This is a genomic window from Mycobacterium sp. (genome assembly GCF_049802695.1).
Lineage (GTDB): Bacteria > Actinomycetota > Actinomycetes > Mycobacteriales > Mycobacteriaceae > Mycobacterium.
This window is the reverse complement of sequence record NZ_JBARMY010000543.1, coordinates 1-18,185: the sequence shown is the minus strand read 5'-3', so window position 1 is coordinate 18,185 and position 18,185 is coordinate 1. Positions and strand designations below refer to the sequence as shown.

The 18,185-nt window shown below is 65.2% G+C and carries 18 protein-coding genes; 15 read left to right on the top strand and 3 right to left on the bottom strand.

Annotated elements, in window-relative coordinates:
- The coding region (locus WA317_RS21460) for a class I SAM-dependent methyltransferase (protein WP_425174944.1) at positions 1-200 on the bottom strand (200 nt) is incomplete at its 3' end.
- Positions 194-1,465, bottom strand: a complete 1,272-nt coding sequence (locus WA317_RS21455; RefSeq protein ID WP_425174947.1) for a glycosyltransferase family 4 protein — start codon at positions 1,463-1,465, stop codon at positions 194-196. The genes WA317_RS21455 and WA317_RS21460, both read right to left, overlap by 7 nt.
- 172 nt (positions 1,466-1,637) lie before the next feature.
- Between WA317_RS21455 and WA317_RS21450 the strand changes: the two genes are divergently transcribed.
- From WA317_RS21450 to WA317_RS21420, 7 genes are read left to right on the top strand one after another with little or no spacing between them, the layout of a single operon-like run.
- Positions 1,638-2,198 (top strand): isochorismatase family protein, encoded by a 561-nt coding sequence (locus tag WA317_RS21450; protein ID WP_425174943.1) that lies wholly within the window; start codon positions 1,638-1,640, stop codon positions 2,196-2,198.
- Positions 2,195-2,989, top strand: coding sequence for a ketosteroid isomerase family protein (locus WA317_RS21445; protein ID WP_425174946.1), 795 nt, complete (start codon positions 2,195-2,197; stop codon positions 2,987-2,989). Before WA317_RS21450 ends, WA317_RS21445 begins: the two co-directional genes overlap by 4 nt.
- Positions 2,990-3,006: 17 nt before the next feature.
- Positions 3,007-4,326: an ABC transporter substrate-binding protein gene (locus tag WA317_RS21440; RefSeq protein ID WP_425174945.1), complete on the top strand. Its 1,320-nt coding sequence runs from the start codon at positions 3,007-3,009 to the stop codon at positions 4,324-4,326.
- Positions 4,323-5,261, top strand: a complete 939-nt coding sequence (locus tag WA317_RS21435; protein WP_425174942.1) for a carbohydrate ABC transporter permease — start codon at positions 4,323-4,325, stop codon at positions 5,259-5,261. The genes WA317_RS21440 and WA317_RS21435 overlap by 4 nt, the downstream gene beginning before the upstream one ends.
- Positions 5,252-6,094, top strand: a complete 843-nt coding sequence (locus WA317_RS21430; protein ID WP_425174941.1) for a carbohydrate ABC transporter permease — start codon at positions 5,252-5,254, stop codon at positions 6,092-6,094. Before WA317_RS21435 ends, WA317_RS21430 begins: the two co-directional genes overlap by 10 nt.
- 5 nt (positions 6,095-6,099) lie before the next feature.
- A complete protein-coding gene (locus tag WA317_RS21425) occupies positions 6,100-7,170 on the top strand; it encodes an ABC transporter ATP-binding protein (RefSeq protein ID WP_425174940.1) in 1,071 nt (356 codons plus the stop codon).
- 9 nt (positions 7,171-7,179) lie between these two features.
- The gene (locus tag WA317_RS21420; RefSeq protein WP_425174939.1) at positions 7,180-8,223 is read left to right on the top strand and encodes a histone deacetylase family protein; all 1,044 of its coding nucleotides are present in this window, start codon (positions 7,180-7,182) and stop codon (positions 8,221-8,223) included.
- Here the strand turns inward: WA317_RS21420 and WA317_RS21415 are convergent, their stop codons facing one another.
- Positions 8,224-9,372, bottom strand: a complete 1,149-nt coding sequence (locus WA317_RS21415; RefSeq protein WP_425174938.1) for an SPL family radical SAM protein — start codon at positions 9,370-9,372, stop codon at positions 8,224-8,226. It lies immediately after the preceding gene.
- A gap of 115 nt (positions 9,373-9,487) precedes the next feature.
- On the opposite strand from WA317_RS21415, the gene WA317_RS21410 reads away from it, so the two are divergent.
- The 8 genes from WA317_RS21410 (at position 9,488) to WA317_RS21375 (ending at position 17,920) form a co-directional block, all read left to right on the top strand.
- Positions 9,488-9,940, top strand: coding sequence for an SRPBCC family protein (locus tag WA317_RS21410; RefSeq protein WP_425174937.1), 453 nt, complete (start codon positions 9,488-9,490; stop codon positions 9,938-9,940).
- A 75-nt stretch (positions 9,941-10,015) separates the two neighbouring features.
- Positions 10,016-10,462, top strand: coding sequence for a DUF1801 domain-containing protein (locus tag WA317_RS21405; protein ID WP_425174936.1), 447 nt, complete (start codon positions 10,016-10,018; stop codon positions 10,460-10,462).
- Positions 10,463-10,471: 9 nt separating this feature from the next.
- Positions 10,472-11,245, top strand: coding sequence for a haloacid dehalogenase type II (locus WA317_RS21400; protein WP_425174935.1), 774 nt, complete (start codon positions 10,472-10,474; stop codon positions 11,243-11,245).
- 56 nt (positions 11,246-11,301) lie between these two features.
- Positions 11,302-11,964, top strand: a complete 663-nt coding sequence (locus WA317_RS21395; protein ID WP_425174934.1) for a nitroreductase family protein — start codon at positions 11,302-11,304, stop codon at positions 11,962-11,964.
- Between the two features lie 73 nt (positions 11,965-12,037).
- Positions 12,038-13,843, top strand: coding sequence for an N-acetylglutaminylglutamine amidotransferase (locus tag WA317_RS21390; protein ID WP_425174933.1), 1,806 nt, complete (start codon positions 12,038-12,040; stop codon positions 13,841-13,843).
- Positions 13,840-15,633 carry an N-acetylglutaminylglutamine synthetase gene (ngg, locus tag WA317_RS21385; protein WP_425174932.1) on the top strand — a complete coding sequence of 598 codons (1,794 nt, stop codon included), beginning with the start codon at positions 13,840-13,842 and terminating at the stop codon, positions 15,631-15,633. Before WA317_RS21390 ends, ngg begins: the two co-directional genes overlap by 4 nt.
- A 187-nt stretch (positions 15,634-15,820) precedes the next feature.
- Entirely contained in the window at positions 15,821-17,269 is a 1,449-nt protein-coding gene (locus WA317_RS21380) for a WS/DGAT/MGAT family O-acyltransferase (RefSeq protein WP_425174931.1), read from the top strand.
- 312 nt (positions 17,270-17,581) lie between these two features.
- Entirely contained in the window at positions 17,582-17,920 is a 339-nt protein-coding gene (locus WA317_RS21375; RefSeq protein ID WP_425174930.1) for a hypothetical protein, read from the top strand.
- Positions 17,921-18,185: the final 265 nt, after the last annotated feature.

Genomic DNA, 18,185 nt, shown 5'->3' with positions numbered 1-18,185 from the left:
GACGCCGGCGCCTGGCCGGTCTCTGCCATCGCGCGCAACAGGGTGCTCACGTTGTCGAGTTCGCCGGCGTCCTGGTCGAACGCGATCACATCAGCGCCGCGACGAAACGCCTCGAAGCTGTGTCGGCCGGCCCCGCAACCGACGTCGATGACTTTAGTTCCCGGGCCGACGCCGATCCGGTCGAAGTCCACCGTCAGCACGACTCGCCTGCGGCGTCTGCTGTCTCGTGACGTTGTGCTGTCCGTTGAATCGCTTGCTGGTAGACCTGCACCGTCTGGGCGGCCACCGACTCCCAGCTGTAGACGTCGACTGCGCGGCGACGGCCGGCCACCCCCAGTCGATGCAGTTCGTCAGGTGAGTTCAACAGCTGTCCCAGCACGCGCACCAAGTCGCCGGTGTCGCCGGGCGTCACGAGTCGGGCGCAGCCACCGTCGGGGCCCAGCACCTCCGGCAAGGCGCCGGCGCGGCTGGCGACGACCGGCGTTCCGCTGGCCATCGCTTCCACCGCCGGCAATGAGAACCCTTCGTAAAGGGATGGGATGCAGGCGATTTGGGACGACGCCAGCAGTCTGGCCAGCTCCGTGTCGGACACTCCGCTGGAGATGTGCACGATGTCGGAGATGCCCAGCTCGGCGATCAGCTTTTCGGTGGGACCGTTGGGCTCAAGTTTGGCGACGAGTTGCAATTCCAGCTCGTGCCGGGTGCGCAGGGTGGCCACCGCCTGCAACAGGTGTGCGACACCTTTGAGTGGGGTGTCCGCGCTCGCGATGGCGATGATGCGACCCGGGACTCGCGGTTCGTCGCTCGGGCCGAACAAGCCGGTGTCCACACCCAGCGGCACCACCCGCAACTGGTCGGGGTTCACTCCGAAGTCGGCGGCGATGTCGTCGGCAGATGTCGAGGAAACGGTGAGCAGATCCGGAATGCTGCGCGCGACTCGCTGCTGCATCTTCGAAAAGCCATACCAGCGCCGTACCAACGGCTTACGCCACCACGGCGCCGCGGCGACATCCAGCAGACGGTCGCGGGTGATCGGATGATGCACCGTCGCCACCACCGGCAGGCCGATCGCCGCGATATCCAGTAACCCGATGCCCAGGCTCTGGTTGTCGTGCACCACGTCGAATTCGCAACGGCGGTCCGCCAGCAGCCGGGCAGCGCGCAGGCTGAACGTCCGGGGCTCGGGGAAGCCGGCCGTCCACACGGTGGTGAGCTCGAGCAGGTCGATCCGGTCGCGGATCTCGCGCGGATGCGGCATCCGGAACGGATCCGGCTCGCGGTACAGGTCCAGGCTAGGTACCTTGCACAGCGCAACTCGAGGGTCTAGAACCTCGGGATATGGCTGACCGGAGAACACCTCGACGTGATGGCCCAGGTCGGCCAGACCGCGGCTGAGGTGACGTACGTAAACGCCCTGTCCGCCACAGTGCGTCTTGCTGCGGTAGGACAGCAAAGCGATCCGCATGCTCACGCCCGTTCTGTTGTTGCAGCGTCTATATCTCGCGGTCAATGTATCTGCGCGGACGTAAGCAAGCTGCCTGGACACGTGTCTGGACTATAATTTGGCGAGCTACGCGATGCAATGCGGCCCCGGTGTAGCCGCCTGAGCGATGCGCCACCGGCGATACGGTGGAGGTATGCGAGCGTTGATCATCGTCGACGTCCAGAACGACTTCTGCGAGGGCGGCTCGGTGCAAGTCGTCGGTGGCGCCGCTGTCGCCGGCGCCATCACTGAGTTCCTGGGCACACCGCGCGACTACCAGCACATTGTCGCCACCCAGGACTATCACATCGATCCCGGCGACCACTTCTCTGACCAGCCGGATTTCGCCTCGACGTGGCCGCCGCACTGCGTCGCCGGCAGTCCCGGCGCGGACTTCCATCCCAACTTCGACGCCCGATCCGTCGAGGCGGTGTTCAGGAAAGGCGCCTACTCGGCGGCCTACAGCGGCTTCGAAGGTGTCGACGAGGCGGGCACACCGCTGCTCGACTGGTTGCGCGGGCATGACGTCGATCAGGTCGACGTCGTCGGCCTGGCCACGGACTTGTGCGTGCGTGCGACGGCCGAGGACGCGGCCCGAGCCGGGTTGTCGACCCGGGTGCTTCTTGATCTCACGGCGGGAAGCGCGGCCACCTCGACCGCCGTCGCCGTCGAGGCGATGCGGGTGGCCGGCGTCGCGACGGGCCACAGCGCCTGATGGCGCCGCAGGACAGCGAACTGCTGGCCGCAGTCGAACAGTCCCCGTACGCGGCCGCAGCACACGACCGTGCCGGCTGGGTCGGATTGTTCACCGCCGATGGCCGCATCGAGGACCCGGTCGGCTCGCGACCCCACGTCGGGCACCGGCAGATCGGCCGGTTCTACGACACGTTCATCGCGCCGCGGCACATCGTCTTTCGCCGTGACCTCGATGTTGTCCGCGGCCGAGTCGTCGTCCGCGACCTGGAATTGAGTGTGGCGTTGGGTTCGGTGACGATGACGATTCCGGCCTTTCTGCGCTACGACTTGCGCGAGGTCGAGAGCCGATGGCGGATTGCCGAATTGCGCGCCTATTGGGACTTGCCGGCGATGATGTGGCAGTTTCTGGGCAACGGTGCCTCCGCAGCCCCCGCCGCGCTGCAGCTGTCCTACGGGCTGCTGCGCCACCAACGGTTGACCGGCACCGCCGGCTTCGCGGCCGGCTTTCGTCGCGCCGGTCCGCGTAGCAGACGGCTGTTGGCTAAGTTCTTGACCGCCGTCGCGCGGGGGGACGAGCGCCTCGCGGCCCAGACGCTGTCACCGGGCGCCGCCCTCTCGATCGGAGACGACGAGCCGGCCGACATCGCCGAACTCTCCGAGCGGCTCTGGGGCGCCGGCACAACGAAGATGATTGCGGCCGGCTCGACGATCGCCGCCTCGCTCAGCGCCGCCCGCGAGCGCGGCGTCTTGTTCGCCGACTTGCCCCGGCGTGGCCGCCGGATCGACCGGATTCGTTACTACCCAACGTGACTGGCGCGGTTCAAGTGATGCTCGATAAGCGGTTCGGACGACGGGAGTTGCTCCGCGGCGCCGGTGTCCTCGGCGCGTCCGCACTCGCACCTTGGGCCGCTGGGTGCGGTGGCGGCGGTGACGAACTGACATTCTTCTTCGCAGCCAATCCCGAAGAGGCGGATGCCAGGCTCCGGATCATCGACGAATTCCAGCGGCGGCACCCGGACATCAAGGTGGCTACCCTGCTGTCGGGGCCCGGCGCGATGCAGCAGATCACCACATTCTGTGCCGGCGGCAAGTGTCCCGATGTGCTCATGGTGTGGGAATTCAGCTACGCCGAGTTGGCCGAGCGGGGAGTGCTGCAGGACCTCAACGCCATGCTGGCCCACGACCCGGCTTTCGCCGCTCAGATCCGGGATGACGGCATCGCGACGCTCTACGACACTTTCACGTACCGGGGCGGTCAGTTCGCGTTCCCGGAGCAGTGGTCGGGCAACTACTTGTTCTACAACCGGAAACTGTTCGACGAAGCTGGAGTGAAGCCTCCGCCGACGCGGTGGGACGAGCCCTGGAGTTTCGCGCAATTCCTCGACACCGCGTCTGCGCTCACCAAGCGCGACGGGCGGGGGAGAGTGAGCCAATGGGGTTTCGTCGACATCTGGACGGCCTCCTATTCGGCCGGACTCTTCGCCATGAACAACGGCGTGCCGTGGTCGACGCCGCGACTGGACCCGACCCACATCAACTTCGACAGCGAGGCTTTCATCGAGGGAGTGCAGTTCTTCGCTGACCTGTCCGCTAAACACAAGGTCGCGCCCACGGCCACCGAACAACAGTCGCAGTCACCGGCAGATCTCTTCTCCGCAGGCGCGGCGGCGATGGCCCTCGGCGGGCACTGGCGCTACCAGTCCTTTGACCGGGCCGACGGCCTGGATTTCGACATCACGGTGCTGCCCACCGGACCCCGAGGTCACCGCGCGCGGTCGAACATCGGCACCACCGGGCTGGCCATCGCGGCGAGCAGTTCCCGAAAGCAGCAGGCGTGGGAATTCGTGAAGTTCGCCGCGGGTCCGGTTGGGCAAGCGTTGATCGGAGAATCAGGTCTTTTCGTTCCGGTGTTGCGTTCGGCGCTCGACTCGCAGGGCTTCGTCAAGGCGCACAACCGGATTGACAACCTGGCTGTGCTGACGGGCGGGCCCGCGAATTCGGAGGGCTTGCCGATCACCGCCGAGTGGGAGAAAGTCAACGCTTTGATGGACCGCAACTTCGGACCGGTGCTACGCGGATCGCGACCCGCGACGTCGTTGGCGGGCACCTTGTCGCACGGCGTCGACGAGGTGTTACGCAATCCATGACAGTCATTGACGACTCCGCTGGGGCAAAGACGGGGCGCCGGTCCTGGCGGCAACGTGGCCACGCCGGGCGAATGTTTGTCGCGCCCAATCTGGCCGCGGTCGCGCTGTTCACACTGTTCCCGCTCGGCTTTTCGCTGTACATGAGTTTCCAGGACTGGGACCTGTTCGGCCCAGCGAAATTTGTCGGACTGCGAAACTTCACCGACCTGTTCACCGTGGACCCGTTGTTTGCGATCGCGATCCGCAACACAGTGCTTTTCACCGCCGGGACAGTCGGACCGACGATCCTCATCAGCCTGGCCGTTGCCGGCCTGCTGAACCGAAAGATCAGAGGGATAGCTCTATTTCGGACCATCGTCTTCTTGCCCTTGGCAGTCTCGACAGTGGTGATGGCCGTCGTGTGGCAGTTCGTTTTCAACACCGACAACGGATTGCTGAACATCATGCTCGGCTGGATCGGTGTGCAGCCGATCCCGTGGCTGGTCGACCCCAACTGGGCCATGGTGGCCTTATGCATAGTCAGTATTTGGAGAAGCGTCCCGTTCGCGACGGTCGTCTTCTTGGCCGCGATGCAAGGGGTGCCGGATTCCCTACACGAGGCGGCCAGGCTCGACGGTGCCGGCGAGTTGCGGAGATACGTCTTCATCACGCTGCCACTGATTCGCGGTGCTGTGTCGTTCGTGGTGGTCATCTCGATCATCCACGCATTCCAGGCCTTCGACCTGGTGTACGTGCTCACCGGACACAACGGCGGGCCGGAAACCGGAACCTACGTCTTGGGCATCATGCTCTATCAGCACGCGTTCGGCTTCCTGGAATTCGGCTACGCGTCAGCCCTTGCGTGGGTGATGTTCGCGATTCTTCTGGTACTCACCGTGCTGCAGCTAAGGCTGGTACGGCGTCGCAGCGCCCAGCAGGAACGGTCATGGGCCTGAGTCAGCGGTTCATCAAAGCCGGCGTCCTGCGAGGCGCGGCGCTCTACCTGATGCTCGCGGGCGTCGCATGGGGTTCGTTGTTCCCCATTCTGTGGGCGATTTCGGGTTCCCTGAAGAGGGAAGGAGAGGTCACCCGACCGATGCTGTTCCCCGCACACCCACAGTGGTCTAACTACGGTGAGGTGTTCGCCTTGCTGCCGTTCTGGCGCATGTTCGTCAACACGGTGCTCTATGCCGGATTTGTGACCGCCGGCCAAGTGTTCTTTTGTTCACTGGCCGGATACGCGTTCGCACGGCTGCCGTTTCGTGGCCGCGACACGCTGTTCGTTCTGTACTTGGGCACGCTGATGGTGCCGTTGACGGTGACCGTAATCCCGCAGTTCATTTTCATGCGCATCACCGGACTGACCGATACGCCTTGGGCAATGATCCTGCCCGGATTTTTCGGCGGCGCGTTCGGCACCTACCTCATGCGCCAGTTCTTCCAAGCCCTTCCGGTTGAACTGGAGGAGGCGGCCATCCTCGACGGTTGCTCGCCTTGGCAGATCTATTGGCGAATACTGTTGCCACACGCCAAACCTGCGGTCATGGTGCTCGCAGTGCTCACCTGGGTCGGCGTGTGGAACGACTTCCTGTGGCCGCTGGTGATGATTCAGCGCAACAGTATCGCGACGCTGACCCTCGGGCTGGTGCGGATGCAGGGCGAATACGTTGCCCGATGGCCCGTGCTGATGGCGGCCTCCATGCTGATCTTGCTGCCGCTGGTCCTGTTGTACGCAGTAGCGCAACGGGCATTCATTCGCGGCATCGCCGTGACCGGGCTCGGCGGGTGAAGCCGATGGCGTCGGTGACTTTCGAGCAGGCGACATGTCACTACTCCGGCAGTACGCAACCGGCCGTCGATCGGTTGGATCTGGCCGTCGGAGACGGCGAGTTCGTGGTCTTGGTCGGTCCATCCGGGTGCGGTAAGACGACATCGCTGCGCATGGTCGCGGGATTGGAGACAGTGGACGCCGGGTGCATCCGTATCGGTGAGCGCGACGTCACCGAGACGGAGCCCAAGGATCGCGACGTCGCAATGGTTTTCCAGAACTACGCGCTCTATCCGCACATGACGGTGGCGCAGAACATGGGGTTCGCGCTGAAGATTGCCAGGACGTCGAAGGCTGACATTCACCGACGGGTGCTGGAAGCCGCACGGTTACTCGACTTGCAGTCTCTGCTGGATCGCAAACCCAGAGAGCTCTCGGGGGGTCAGCGTCAGCGAGTGGCGATGGGTCGTGCCATCGTACGGCGCCCGCAGGTGTTCCTGATGGATGAGCCGCTGTCGAATCTGGACGCTAAATTGCGGGTGCAGACCCGCAATGAAATCGCCGCGCTGCAGGAGCGATTGGGCACCACCACCATCTATGTGACCCATGACCAGGTCGAGGCGATGACCATGGGCGATCGTGTTGCGGTTCTGCGCGACGGTGTGCTGCAACAGTGCGCGGCGCCGCGAGAGCTCTACCGCAATCCCGCGAATGTCTTCGTCGCAGAGTTCATCGGCTCACCGGCGATGAACTTCTTCACCCTCCGGGTCACCGATCAATCTGTGGTGCTGGGGGATTGGCGCGCTCCGGTGGCACGGTCGATCACCGATGTGGCCGACACCGTCGTCGTCGGCATCCGGCCCGAGCACTTCACGATCGGCACCTCCGGTGTGCAGATGCAGGTCGATGTGGTCGAAGAACTCGGAGCTGACGCGTATCTGTACGGTCGAATCGTCGAGTCCGGTGACGCCGCAGGCCGACCGGTGATCGCCCGTGCTGACGGACGGGATCCGCCGCCGCGCGGGGCTCGCCTGCATCTGCAGCCAGAGCGTGATCATGTTCACTTCTTCGGTGCTGACGGCCACCGACTCTCCTAGGAAGCAGCGATGACGACGATCTACGCGACCCATCCGCGCTACGCAGAACATGACCTGCCCGGACACCCGGAGAGCGCCGAACGTATTCGTGCGGTGTGGCGCGGCCTGGGCGAAAGCGGCTTGACCGCGCGGTTGAAATCACTTGATGTGCATGCCCTCGACGCCGATGTGGCGCTTTCGGTGCACACGCCGGAGTACCTCGAGTTGCTGCGGCGCGTCAGCGCAAGCAACTTGTCGATGTCGACCACCATTCACCTGGACCCCGACACCTACGTAGGACCGGACGCGATGACGATCGCGTTGTTGTCGGCCGGCGGGGCGGTCGGCGTTGTGGAGTCGGTGCTCAACGATGGGGCCACCAACGGGTTGGCGGCGATCCGCCCACCGGGACATCACGCGATGCCCGACCGCGGCATGGGGTTCTGCTTGCTCGGCAATGTCGCTATCGCGGCGCGCCACGCCCAGAGCCGGTACGGGATAGAGCGGATCCTGATCGTCGACTACGACGTCCACCACGGCAACGGCACCGAGGCGATGTTCTACGACGACCCATCAATCTTGTACGTCTCGACGCACCAGTACCCGTTCTACCCGGGCACCGGGGCCGCGACCGACATCGGCACCGGCCGCGGCGAGGGCTACACGATCAACATTCCGCTGCCCGCCGGCAGCGGCGACGCCAACTACGCCACTGTCTTCGAGCACATAATCTGGCCCGCCGCCGAGCGATTCGACCCGCAGTTGGTACTCGTCTCGGTCGGATTCGACGCGTACTGGGCAGACCCGCTGGCCGCAATGCGGTTGACGTTGAACGGCTATTCGCAGCTTGCCGGTGAAGTGATCCGCATGGCGCAGCGTTTCTGCGAGGGCAAGGTCGTTTTCGCACTCGAAGGCGGCTACCACATGGACGCGTTGCACTACGGCGTCAGCAACTTGGCGAGACTATTGCTCGGTGACCCGCCGATCGATTCGCCGGGAATGCGACCAAGCCCGCGACCTGAGCCGGACGTCGACGCCCTCCTAGGGCGCCTTCAGCAACTGCACGGCCTGTAGTCACGTCCAGTACAGCACTCGCGCTGCCGGCAGCGTCTCGGCGAGCTGGACCTCGAACCAGGACCGCAGCTCGGCCATGGTGTCTTTCGGGAAGACGTACTTGGCCGAACCGAATTTGCCGAACTTGCGGGTCCGGGCCGACTCATCCATGTCGAGCTTGGTGCGCGGATACCAACCGAGCAGCACGTCTTTGCTGCCTGCAGTGAATCGATGGGTGATGCACTCGACAGTCAGGTCGAGGTCGGGCACGTCGGCGACCGCTGCCGCGACGTCGCGCAGCAATGCGCCATAGCCGTCACGCCACTCCGGGACCGGCATGATGGGGGCGATGGTCAGGCCGACCCGGTAGCCCGCGAGTGCCAGGCTGCGCAGCGCAGCGATGCGCTGCGGCAGCCGCGCGGTGCCGCCTTCGAAGCGACGAGCAACCTCATTGGCGTTGACGGATAAGCGGACCCGTGTGCGGCGCTCGTGCGGCAGGTCGAGCAGCGGTGCGACGTCGTCGAACTTGGTGGTGAAGCGCAACCCCACCGGGGCGGGCCAGTCATGCTTGCCGACGTGCGCGATCGTCGCCGACAGTGAACCGGTCAGGTGCTCCAACGCCAGCGGATCGGTGTAGCACGACGCCTCGAACGTCGTTCCCTCGTCGGCGCGCTCGGCCGAGGCGGAGGTGATGGTGCCGCGGCCGACATGATCGTCCATGGTCGCAAGGATCTCAGGCAGATTGGCGTAAACGCGGGTAATCGGCGGTCCGGTCAGCGAGCCGGCCAGATAGCAGTACTGGCAGTGTGCGGGGCAGCCCTCGGCCAAGTCGATGCGCCAGTCGGCGCTGGGCGGAATAGGCTGCAGGCGCAGCTTGCTGGGCGGTGCGACGACCACCGCCAGCGTCCGCTTGGCCAGCGCATACTTGGCGCGATCGTTGTCGGCGCGCAGCGGGGGCAGCCGGTCGCCGGAAAGCACGTCGATGTTCGCGACACCCGCAGCTTCGCAGCGCGCAACGATATTGGCGCCGTGCGGCAGTTCGAAGGCCGAGCGGGTGACGAGCACGCGCTCGGGAATCCACAGCGTCGGCGGTGTGGGGGACGGAAGAAGCGCCGAAGTCGCGGCGGGTACAGGCATCGCCATCGTGGTACGTCCAACGATGTGGTTCATCCTTCAATTCCTTAAGCACTTCTGGAGTTCACCGTTTTGCTGGTCGTCTTGCATCAGAGCGGTCGACTGCGGGTATCCGTCGTCCGATCGGCCCCGCTGCAGGAAGGACGCATCAATGACCGTGATACGCCACATAACGGCACCGCGCGAGCGGGTGTGGGAGGTGCTGGCCGATGGGTGGACGTATTCGCAGTGGGTTGTCGGCAACAGCCGGATCCGCGCGGTCGACGAGAACTGGCCCGCGCCTGGCTCGACGATTCACCACACAATCGGGCTGTGGCCACTGGCCATTAATGACGAGACGGTAGTGGAACGCTGCACGCCGCAAGAAGAACTGGTGCTGCTGGCCAAACTGACACCGTTCACGGCGGCGCGGATCTCGCTACGGCTTGCCGACGTCCCCGATGGCTGCCGGGTGGAGATGCGCGAGGTGCCGGCCACTTGGCCGCTGCGGCTGATTCCCGACCGCGTGGCGCTGGCGGCCGCCTGGCCGCGGAACCGCGAGTGCCTGTCACGGTTGGCGGCGCTGATCGAGCACCGCTCGCCCGAGGAAGTGCGGCAGCACTAGACCCTTTTTCCACGCCAGGCCGGGATGCTGAAATGGCGGGTGAGTACTGGCGCGACGCAGAAAGCGACGACAACGATGGCGAAGCAGAAGAGCGGCTCGAAAGAAGAGGCAGGTGACTCCCCAGCTCAGCTGATCGACGCGCGAATCGAGGAACTGGGTGATTGGCGGGGCGAGATGCTGGCCCGCATCAGAAAGATCATCAAGCAGGCCGACCCGGACGTGGTCGAGGAATGGAAGTGGCGAGGGGTTCCGGTCTGGTATCACGCCGGAATGATCTGCACCGGTGAGACGCACAAGTCCGTGGTGAAGATGACCTTCGCCAAGGGCGCATCGTTAGAGGATCCGTCGGGCCTCTTCAACGCCAGCCTCGATGGAAACACCCGACGGGCGATCGATCTCCATGCGGGCGACGCGATCGATGAAAAGGCGTTGAAGGCGCTCATTCGCGCCGCTGTCGCATTGAACACGGCGGCCTCGTCGAGGAAGAAAAGCGCCCTGAAGCCGCGCCAAACGGATGGTTGACTACGAATTATGGCCGTTCGCAACAATGACATGGGACAGAACTCGACACCTGAACAACGTCAGTCACAGGCGCAGGCAGGCGATCACTGGCCGTTACCCGCCAAGCCCTCGGTGCTGGTCTTCGACGTCAACGAGACGCTCATCGACTTTGAATCGTTGACGCCGTTGTTCGAGCGAATCTTCGGTGATCCGCGGGTGATGCGGGAATGGCTCAGCCAGCTGATCATGTATTCGATGACGGCCACTCTGTCCGGGTTGTACGTGGACTTCTTCACCCTCGGGCAGGGCCTGCTCAAGATGGTCGCCGACATCCACGGCGTCCCGGTCAGCAGTGCGGACGTCGAGCTGGTCAAGCAGGGCATGTTGTCCATGCCGGCGCACCCGGACGTAGTCAGCGGCTTAGAAGTGCTGCGCAGCAACGGGTTTCGGCTCGTCACCCTCACCAATTCACCGCCAAACCCGGGAGGTCGAAGCCCCCTCGAGCGGGCAGGGCTCGGCGACTTTTTCGAACGGAAGTTCAGCATCGAAACCTGCCGAGCCTACAAACCCTCCGCGCACGTCTATCACTACGTGTCTCAGGAACTACGGGTGGCGCCCTCGGAGTGCATGATGGTGGCCGCCCACGTCTGGGACACCATCGGCGCGCAAAGCGCCGGGTTCAGCTCCGCGCTGATCACCCGACCGGGCAACGCGCTCTTACCCGTTCCCGGGTTGCCTCAGCCGAACATCGTTGTCCCCGACATTTCAGCCCTCGGCGACCGGCTGGCGTCGCACATCGCTTGAATGCCATGCGGGCAGGCTGTTTGGATCGCGCTTTCCGCGCACGGCACGATGGTGGCATGGAACTGTCCGACGTCATGCGATCCACACCCGCGGTCCGCGACTTCACCGACGACCCACTTCCCGACGATGTTCTGTACCGAATACTCGACAACGCCCGCTTCGCGCCGTCCGGCGGTAATCGGCAGGGCGTCCGCGTCATCGTCGTCCGCGATCAGGACACCCGATCGGCCCTGGCCGAGCTGGCGCGCCCCGCAGCCCGCCGTTACGCCGCTCAGCTTGCCCGCGGCGAGTCGCCCTGGAACCCGTTGCAGCCGCCCGCTGCGGACACGTCGGCTATCGACGCGACCGAGGCTCCCGCTCAGATGTGGACCACGCTGCGCGACGCGCCGGTCGTGCTGGTGTTCACCCTCGACCTCGGCGTGGTTGCCGCCACCGATCAAGACCTCAACCGCATCGCCGTGGTTCCCGGCGCATCGGTCTACCCGCTGGTGTGGAACGTACTGCTGGCCGCACGTAACGAAGGCTACGGCGGGGTGCCGACCACGATGGTGATCGCCGAAGAACCGCGCGCCAAGGAGTTGCTCGGCGTACCGGACCAGTACGCCCTTGCCGCCTTCGTGCCGCTGGGCAAGCCGGTGCGCCAAGTGAGCAAACTGAAACGCCGGTCGGTCGAGGAGTTCGTCACGTGCGAGCGCTTCGACGGAGCACCCTTCGGCTGACCAGCGGATCGCCGTCGACAGCATCCCGCGGCGTGACGCGCGGCTCGCCGGGCGCCCCGGTAGGATGAAAGGAGTGTGTGGAGCCACCGGTGAGGTGCGACTCGACGGCCGGGTCCCCGACGTAGCGGCAGTATCGGCGATGGCCGAGGTCATGTCGCGGCGTGGGCCCGACGGCGCCGGGGTCTGGTCGCAGGGACGCGTCGCCCTCGGGCACCGCCGGCTGAAAATCATCGACCTGACCGAGGCCGGCTCTCAACCCATGATCGACGCCGAGCTGGGTCTGGCGATCGCCTGGAACGGCTGCATCTACAACTACAAGGAACTGCGCCGCGAACTGGTCGACCACGGTTACCGCTTCTTCTCGACCAGCGACAGCGAGGTTCTGGTCAAGGCCTACCACCGCTGGGGCGACGACTTCGTCAGCCACCTCAAAGGCATGTTTGCTTTCGCCATCGTCGAACGTGACAGCGGACGGGTGCTGCTCGGCCGCGACCGGCTCGGGATCAAACCCCTGTATTTCACCGAGGACAGCCACCGGATCCGTTTCGCCTCCTCACTGCCCGCGCTGGTGGCCGGCGGCGGCGTCGACACCCGAATCGACCACATCGCCCTGCACCACTACCTGACTTTCCACTCCGTCGTGCCCGCACCGGCCACCATCCTGCGCGGAGTGCGCAAGATCCCGCCCGCGTCGCTGGTGGCCATCGAGCCCGACGGCCGGCGTACCACCAAGACCTACTGGACGCCCGAGTTCACCAGGCATACCGACCGTGCCGACTGGTCGGAGCGCGACTGGGAAGACGCCGTGCTGGATTCGTTGCGAACCGCGGTGAAGCGCCGACTGGTCGCCGACGTCCCGGTCGGCTGCCTGCTGTCCGGCGGCGTGGACTCCAGCCTGATCGTCGGCCTGCTCGCCGAGGCTGGTCAACACGGGTTGATGACCTTCTCCATCGGCTTCGAGTCAGCCGGTGGCGTGCAGGGCGACGAGTTCCGCTGGTCAGACATCATCGCCGAACGCTTCGGCACCAACCACCACCAGATCCGCATTGGAACCGACCGGATGCTGCCTGCGCTGGACGGGGCGATCGCCGCCATGAGCGAGCCGATGGTCAGCCATGACTGCGTCGCCTTCTACTTGCTCAGTGAAGAGGTTTCCCGGCACGTGAAGGTGGTGCAGTCCGGTCAGGGCGCCGACGAGGTGTTCGCCGGATACCACTGGTACCCGCCGATGGGCAAGCCGGCCGCCGCCACCCTCGACGGTGCGGTGGCGCAGTACCGCGGTGCGTTCTTCGATCGCGACGCAGCAGGAATCGAGGCTCTTCTGGGTCCCGGTTACTTCGCACCGGGTGACCTCAGTGAACGCTTCGTCGCCGAGCATTTCGCCCGCGCCGGCGCTGAGACGGGGATCGATCGTGCGCTGCGGCTGGACACGATGGTGATGTTGGTAGACGACCCGGTGAAGCGGGTAGACAACATGACCATGGCCTGGGGCTTGGAAGGCCGGGTTCCATTCCTCGATCACGATCTGGTCGAGCTGGCAGCCAGCTGTCCTCCCGAGCTCAAGATCGCCCACGACGGCAAGGGCGTCCTGAAAGAAGCCGCGCGACGGGTGATCCCGTCGGAGGTCATCGACCGCCCCAAGGGTTACTTCCCGGTGCCCGCGCTGACCCACCTCGAAGGCCCATATTTGGATATGGTGCGCGACGCGCTGTTCGCGCCGGTCGCCAAGGAACGCGGCCTGTTCGACACCGATGCAGTCGATGCCCTGCTGGCAGATCCGAACGGCAGACTGACTCCACTGCGCGGTAACGAGTTGTGGCAGATCGCCCTACTCGAGCTCTGGCTGCAACGTAATGGTGTGACGGGGCCGGCGGCATGACCGTCATTGATCCTTCCCAGGACCACCCGGAAGCGATCACCCTCACCCTGCACGACGCCTCGCCGCCGCACCTGATCGACGTGATGGCAAAAGATGTCGAACTCGAATTGGGTTGGGGCCGGCTAATTTTCGGACAGACGTTCGCCGACGCCCACAAACTGGCCGAGACGATGCGGCGAGAAGCCCCCGGCCGGCGCGACATCTGCATCTACGCACGCGAGTCGCACGTGGTGGTTGCCGGCGCCCCCACAGAGCTGTTCATCGATCCAAGCCACACGTACCGGTTGCGCTTCCGCGATCAGTCACAGCGGAAAGATCCGGAACCGCCGGTCGGGGTCACCGTGCGCATGCTGAAAGACCCCACCGAGGCCGATGCCATGAATCGCGTCTTCGTGCGTTGCGGAATGGTCCCGGCGCCGGTGGACGCCATCTGGCACAACCATCTTCACGCAGAGGCCGTCACCTACCTGGTCGCCGTCCGCGACGACGATGACACCGTGGTGGGCACCGTGACCGGCGTCGATCACCAGCTGCTTTTCTCCGACCCCGAGCATGGCTCCAGCCTGTGGACCCTGGCGGTCGATCCGGCTGCGGCCATCCCCGGTGTGGGTGCCGCGTTGACGCGGGCGCTGGCCGACCGTTTCCGGAACGTGGGCCGCGCCTACATGGATCTGTCGGTGGCGCACGACAATGCCATCGCCATCGCGTTGTACGAGAAACTCGGTTTCCGCCGCATTCCGGTGCTGGCGATCAAGCGGAAGAACGCGATCAACGAGCCGCTGTTCACTCCGCCGCCGGAAACCGTCGAAGACCTCAATCCCTACGCGCGGATCATCGCCGACGAGGCGCTGCGCCGGGGGATCTGGGTGGAGGTGCTCGACGCCGAGACTGGCGAGATGCGACTCACTCATGGTGGCCGCAGCGTGATCACCCGCGAGTCGCTGTCCGAATACACCTCGGCGATCGCAATGTGCCGTTGCGACGACAAGCGTTTGACCCGGCGCCTTGTCGCCGAGGCGGGCATAACCGTTCCCCGGGCCCGCCTTGCCACCTTTGACGACGGCGACTTCACCTTCCTGACCGAGGTTGGCGAGGTTGTCGTCAAGCCGACCCACGGCGAGCAGGGCAAAGGCATCACGGTGGGCGTCACCGCCCGAAGCGGTCCCGACGAGCTCTCTGCCGCCCTGGAACGGGCCCGGAAACATTTCCCCGAGGTGCTGATCGAAGAGCGGGTGATCGGCGACGATCTGCGGCTGGTGGTGATCGACGGCCGAGTTGTCGCGGCCGCATCACGGGTACCCGCCGAGATCATCGGCACCGGCGAGCACAGTGTGCGGGACTTGATCGCCGCTGAAAGCCGGCGTCGGTCGGCGGCCACCGGCGGTGAGTCGCGTATCCCGCTCGACGACGTCACCGAAGCGATGGTCACCGAGGCCGGTTGGACGCTCGAGGACGTGCTGCCCCAAGGAACTCGGCTTCGGGTGCGCCGCACCGCCAACCTGCACACGGGCGGCACCATTCACGACGTAACCGCGAAGGTTAACTCCGAACTTTGCCGGGTGGCGGTAAAGGCGGCTGAGGCGATCGGTATCCCGGTGACGGGCATTGATCTGCTGGTGCCCGACGTCACCGGCGCCGAATACGCCTTCATCGAAGCCAACGAGCGACCGGGCCTGGCCAACCACGAACCGCAACCCACAGCGTCGGCTTTCCTGGACTACCTGTTCCCCGGGCAACCGGGTCAGCCGCCGGCCTGGACGCCCGAAGAGTCACGCACCGACCGCCGCTGACATCAGCTCGTGGGTGCGCCAGAAGGCGTCGCTACTCCGACGAGCCTGTTTCTTCGTGCGCGGGCCTACTGAGCGGCGCATCGAGTTCGCCCTGGTCTGGTGTAACTGAGCATCCGCTGGAACGAACGGCTGCAGGCGGGTGGCGGGCCTACTCTTTGCCGAAGAAGCGTTCGCGAAGGAGGCGTCTGTGCAGCAGTTGAGTTGGACCGATGACATGATGCTGCGGGCCGAAGGCCCAGCGACTCCATTACAGATTCAGACGTTGCTGATTTATGACCCGTCGAGCGCCCCCGGCGGCAGGGTGACCTTCAAGGGGATTCTGGAGGAGCTCGACGCCCGGCTACATCTTGCCGACGTCTTTCGCCGGCGGTTGATCGAGCTGCCAGGCGGTTTGGGTAGGCCGTTCTGGGTAGATGACCCGAGCTTCGACCTTGAGTATCACGTTCGTCACATCGGGCTGCCGCAGCCCGGTGACTGGCGGCAGCTCTGCATCCAGGTCGCGCGGCTGCACGCCCGCCAGATCGACCTGCGACGTCCGCCGTGGGAGATCACTGTCATCGAGGGACTCAATTCCGTGCCCGGAGTACCGAAGGGCGCGTTCGCGATGGCGTTGAAACTGCACCACTGCGCGGTCGACGGGATGGCGAGTGTTCAGATGATCGCGGCCATGCACGACCTGGCTGCCGACAGCGCCCGTCCCGCCGGGCCCGACAGGCCATGGCACGCTGGCAGTCTTCCTTCGAGTGCCAACTTACTTTCGCACGCCGCGATCGATGCGGCGTTCTACCCGGTGCGGACCGGCGCAGTACTCGCCTCGAGTGCCCCAAAGATTCTCCGCGGCTTGGCCGGACTGCCGCGCAAGCTGGCCGGCGGAGTCATGAGCAGAGTCACCGGGGGCGGCATGCCGTCATTTCCGCCAAAGACCCGTTTCAACCAAACAGTGTCACCGCACCGTGTCTTCGAGGCCAGATTCCACGATCTTGCCGATTTCAAGCTGATCAAGGCGAGCGTGCCAGGCTCGACCGTCAACGATGTGGCGCTCGCGTACGTCGGCGGAGCACTTCGTTTGTATCTGGACGGCCACGGTGAGCTCCCCGACGAGTCGCTTGTTGCGGCGTGCCCGATCTCCATGCGCGATGCAGGCGATAGCAGCGCCAAGGGGAACCTGTTGTTTGGCCGGTTGCAAACGATCGGTACGGACATCGCTGATCCGATCGAACGGCTCACCACAATCGCTGCCTCGACTTCAGGGAGCCGTGCAGGGTCGGATCAATCGACCAGGACCCAGCTGCTCGACCTGGTTGGAACAGTGCCAACCGCACTGCTCGGGATGACGGCAAAGGCCGCAAGCGCGCTTCCGTTCGCTGGCCCAACGGTGGCCAACACCACCGTGACCAACGTGCGAGGTCCAGCTGAACCGCTCTACTTCAGCGGTGCCCGACTAGTGAGCGCCGCCGGTCTCGGGCCGCTGGTGGCCGGCTTGAACCTGATTCATGTAATAGCGAGCTACAACGGGACTCTGTCGATCAGTGCTACTGCTGATCGCGACGCCCTGCCGGACCCGGCCGCGTATGCCGAATGCATGGAGAAGGCGTTTCAGGAATTGCTCACAGCGGCTGGCGTCGCAACGCCGTGAGCGCGGGTCGCTCTCCCGCACGAAAAACGACTTCGCCGCTTAGAGCATCTCGATCGTAGGCTCGAACTCGGCATTATGGCGCTGCAAGCCCATATCTCGGCCGGAGCCTCGCTCGAGACTTCCGTCGCGCCGCCCGCATCGATCCGCTGCTGACGGACCTTTGTGGTGCCGCCAATCCGGCGCGATGCTGTCGGCCGTCCGGCCTCGCAGGGAGCTACTTCGAACTAGCCTGGCTGACTCGTTCAGGCCGCCCGACGGGTCGCGGACGAGCCGGACCGGCCGCTGGTCGCGGCGCTGCTCGACCAGCGGTGTGTGGCCGGGTTCGGCAATCTGTGGGCCAACGAACTGTGCTTTCTGCGCGGGCACAGCCCTTGGACTCCGGTAGGGACGGTCGACGTGCCCGCGCTGTTGGAGCTTGGTGCGAAGGCCTTGCGGCATTCGGCCACAGTCCCGGGTGCGATGCAGGTGACGACCGGAGTCCGGCGCAAGGGGGAGCAGCACTGGGTGGCCGGCCGCGCGGGTCGGCCGTGCCTGCGATGCGGAACTCCGGTCCGGGTGGTCGCCGAAGTCTCCAACGATCCCGAGCGGCGGCGCACCTGGTGGTGTCCCACCTGCCAGCCGGGTCCGGCTGTCCATGGCCATTTGATTTGAGGCACTTGTGGCTGGCTGACCTGCCCTGCCCTGCACCAATTCATCTGACAATATTCCTGAGTGCAATTTGCCATACGGACTCAGAACCGACACTTCACTCTTAATCAGATCGGAGGTCTCTATATAAGGGACTGGGTGGGCAGTTTCCCACCGTCGCCCGGCGGAAGCCGCAGCGGTGGTCACTCCCGCGCGCTCCCACCCGCGCGGCGTCGTACCCCGGCCAGCACGTCGGCGGCGGCGCGGAACTGCAGGCGGCGTACCCGCC

What these genes read in the sequence shown, in the direction of transcription:
- ngg (WP_425174932.1), top strand. Translation starts at nt 13,840, where the DNA reads ATGACCGTCATTGATCCTTCCCAGGACCACCCGGAAGCGATCACCCTC.
- WA317_RS21395 (WP_425174934.1), top strand. Translation starts at nt 11,302, where the DNA reads ATGGAACTGTCCGACGTCATGCGATCCACACCCGCGGTCCGCGACTTC.
- WA317_RS21425 (WP_425174940.1), top strand. Translation starts at nt 6,100, where the DNA reads ATGGCGTCGGTGACTTTCGAGCAGGCGACATGTCACTACTCCGGCAGT.
- WA317_RS21420 (WP_425174939.1), top strand. Translation starts at nt 7,180, where the DNA reads ATGACGACGATCTACGCGACCCATCCGCGCTACGCAGAACATGACCTG.
- WA317_RS21430 (WP_425174941.1), top strand. Translation starts at nt 5,252, where the DNA reads ATGGGCCTGAGTCAGCGGTTCATCAAAGCCGGCGTCCTGCGAGGCGCG.
- WA317_RS21450 (WP_425174943.1), top strand. Translation starts at nt 1,638, where the DNA reads ATGCGAGCGTTGATCATCGTCGACGTCCAGAACGACTTCTGCGAGGGC.
- WA317_RS21435 (WP_425174942.1), top strand. Translation starts at nt 4,323, where the DNA reads ATGACAGTCATTGACGACTCCGCTGGGGCAAAGACGGGGCGCCGGTCC.
- WA317_RS21405 (WP_425174936.1), top strand. Translation starts at nt 10,016, where the DNA reads ATGGCGAAGCAGAAGAGCGGCTCGAAAGAAGAGGCAGGTGACTCCCCA.
- WA317_RS21400 (WP_425174935.1), top strand. Translation starts at nt 10,472, where the DNA reads ATGGCCGTTCGCAACAATGACATGGGACAGAACTCGACACCTGAACAA.
- WA317_RS21415 (WP_425174938.1), bottom strand. Translation starts at nt 9,372, where the DNA reads ATGAACCACATCGTTGGACGTACCACGATGGCGATGCCTGTACCCGCC.
- WA317_RS21410 (WP_425174937.1), top strand. Translation starts at nt 9,488, where the DNA reads ATGACCGTGATACGCCACATAACGGCACCGCGCGAGCGGGTGTGGGAG.
- WA317_RS21440 (WP_425174945.1), top strand. Translation starts at nt 3,007, where the DNA reads ATGCTCGATAAGCGGTTCGGACGACGGGAGTTGCTCCGCGGCGCCGGT.
- WA317_RS21455 (WP_425174947.1), bottom strand. Translation starts at nt 1,465, where the DNA reads ATGCGGATCGCTTTGCTGTCCTACCGCAGCAAGACGCACTGTGGCGGA.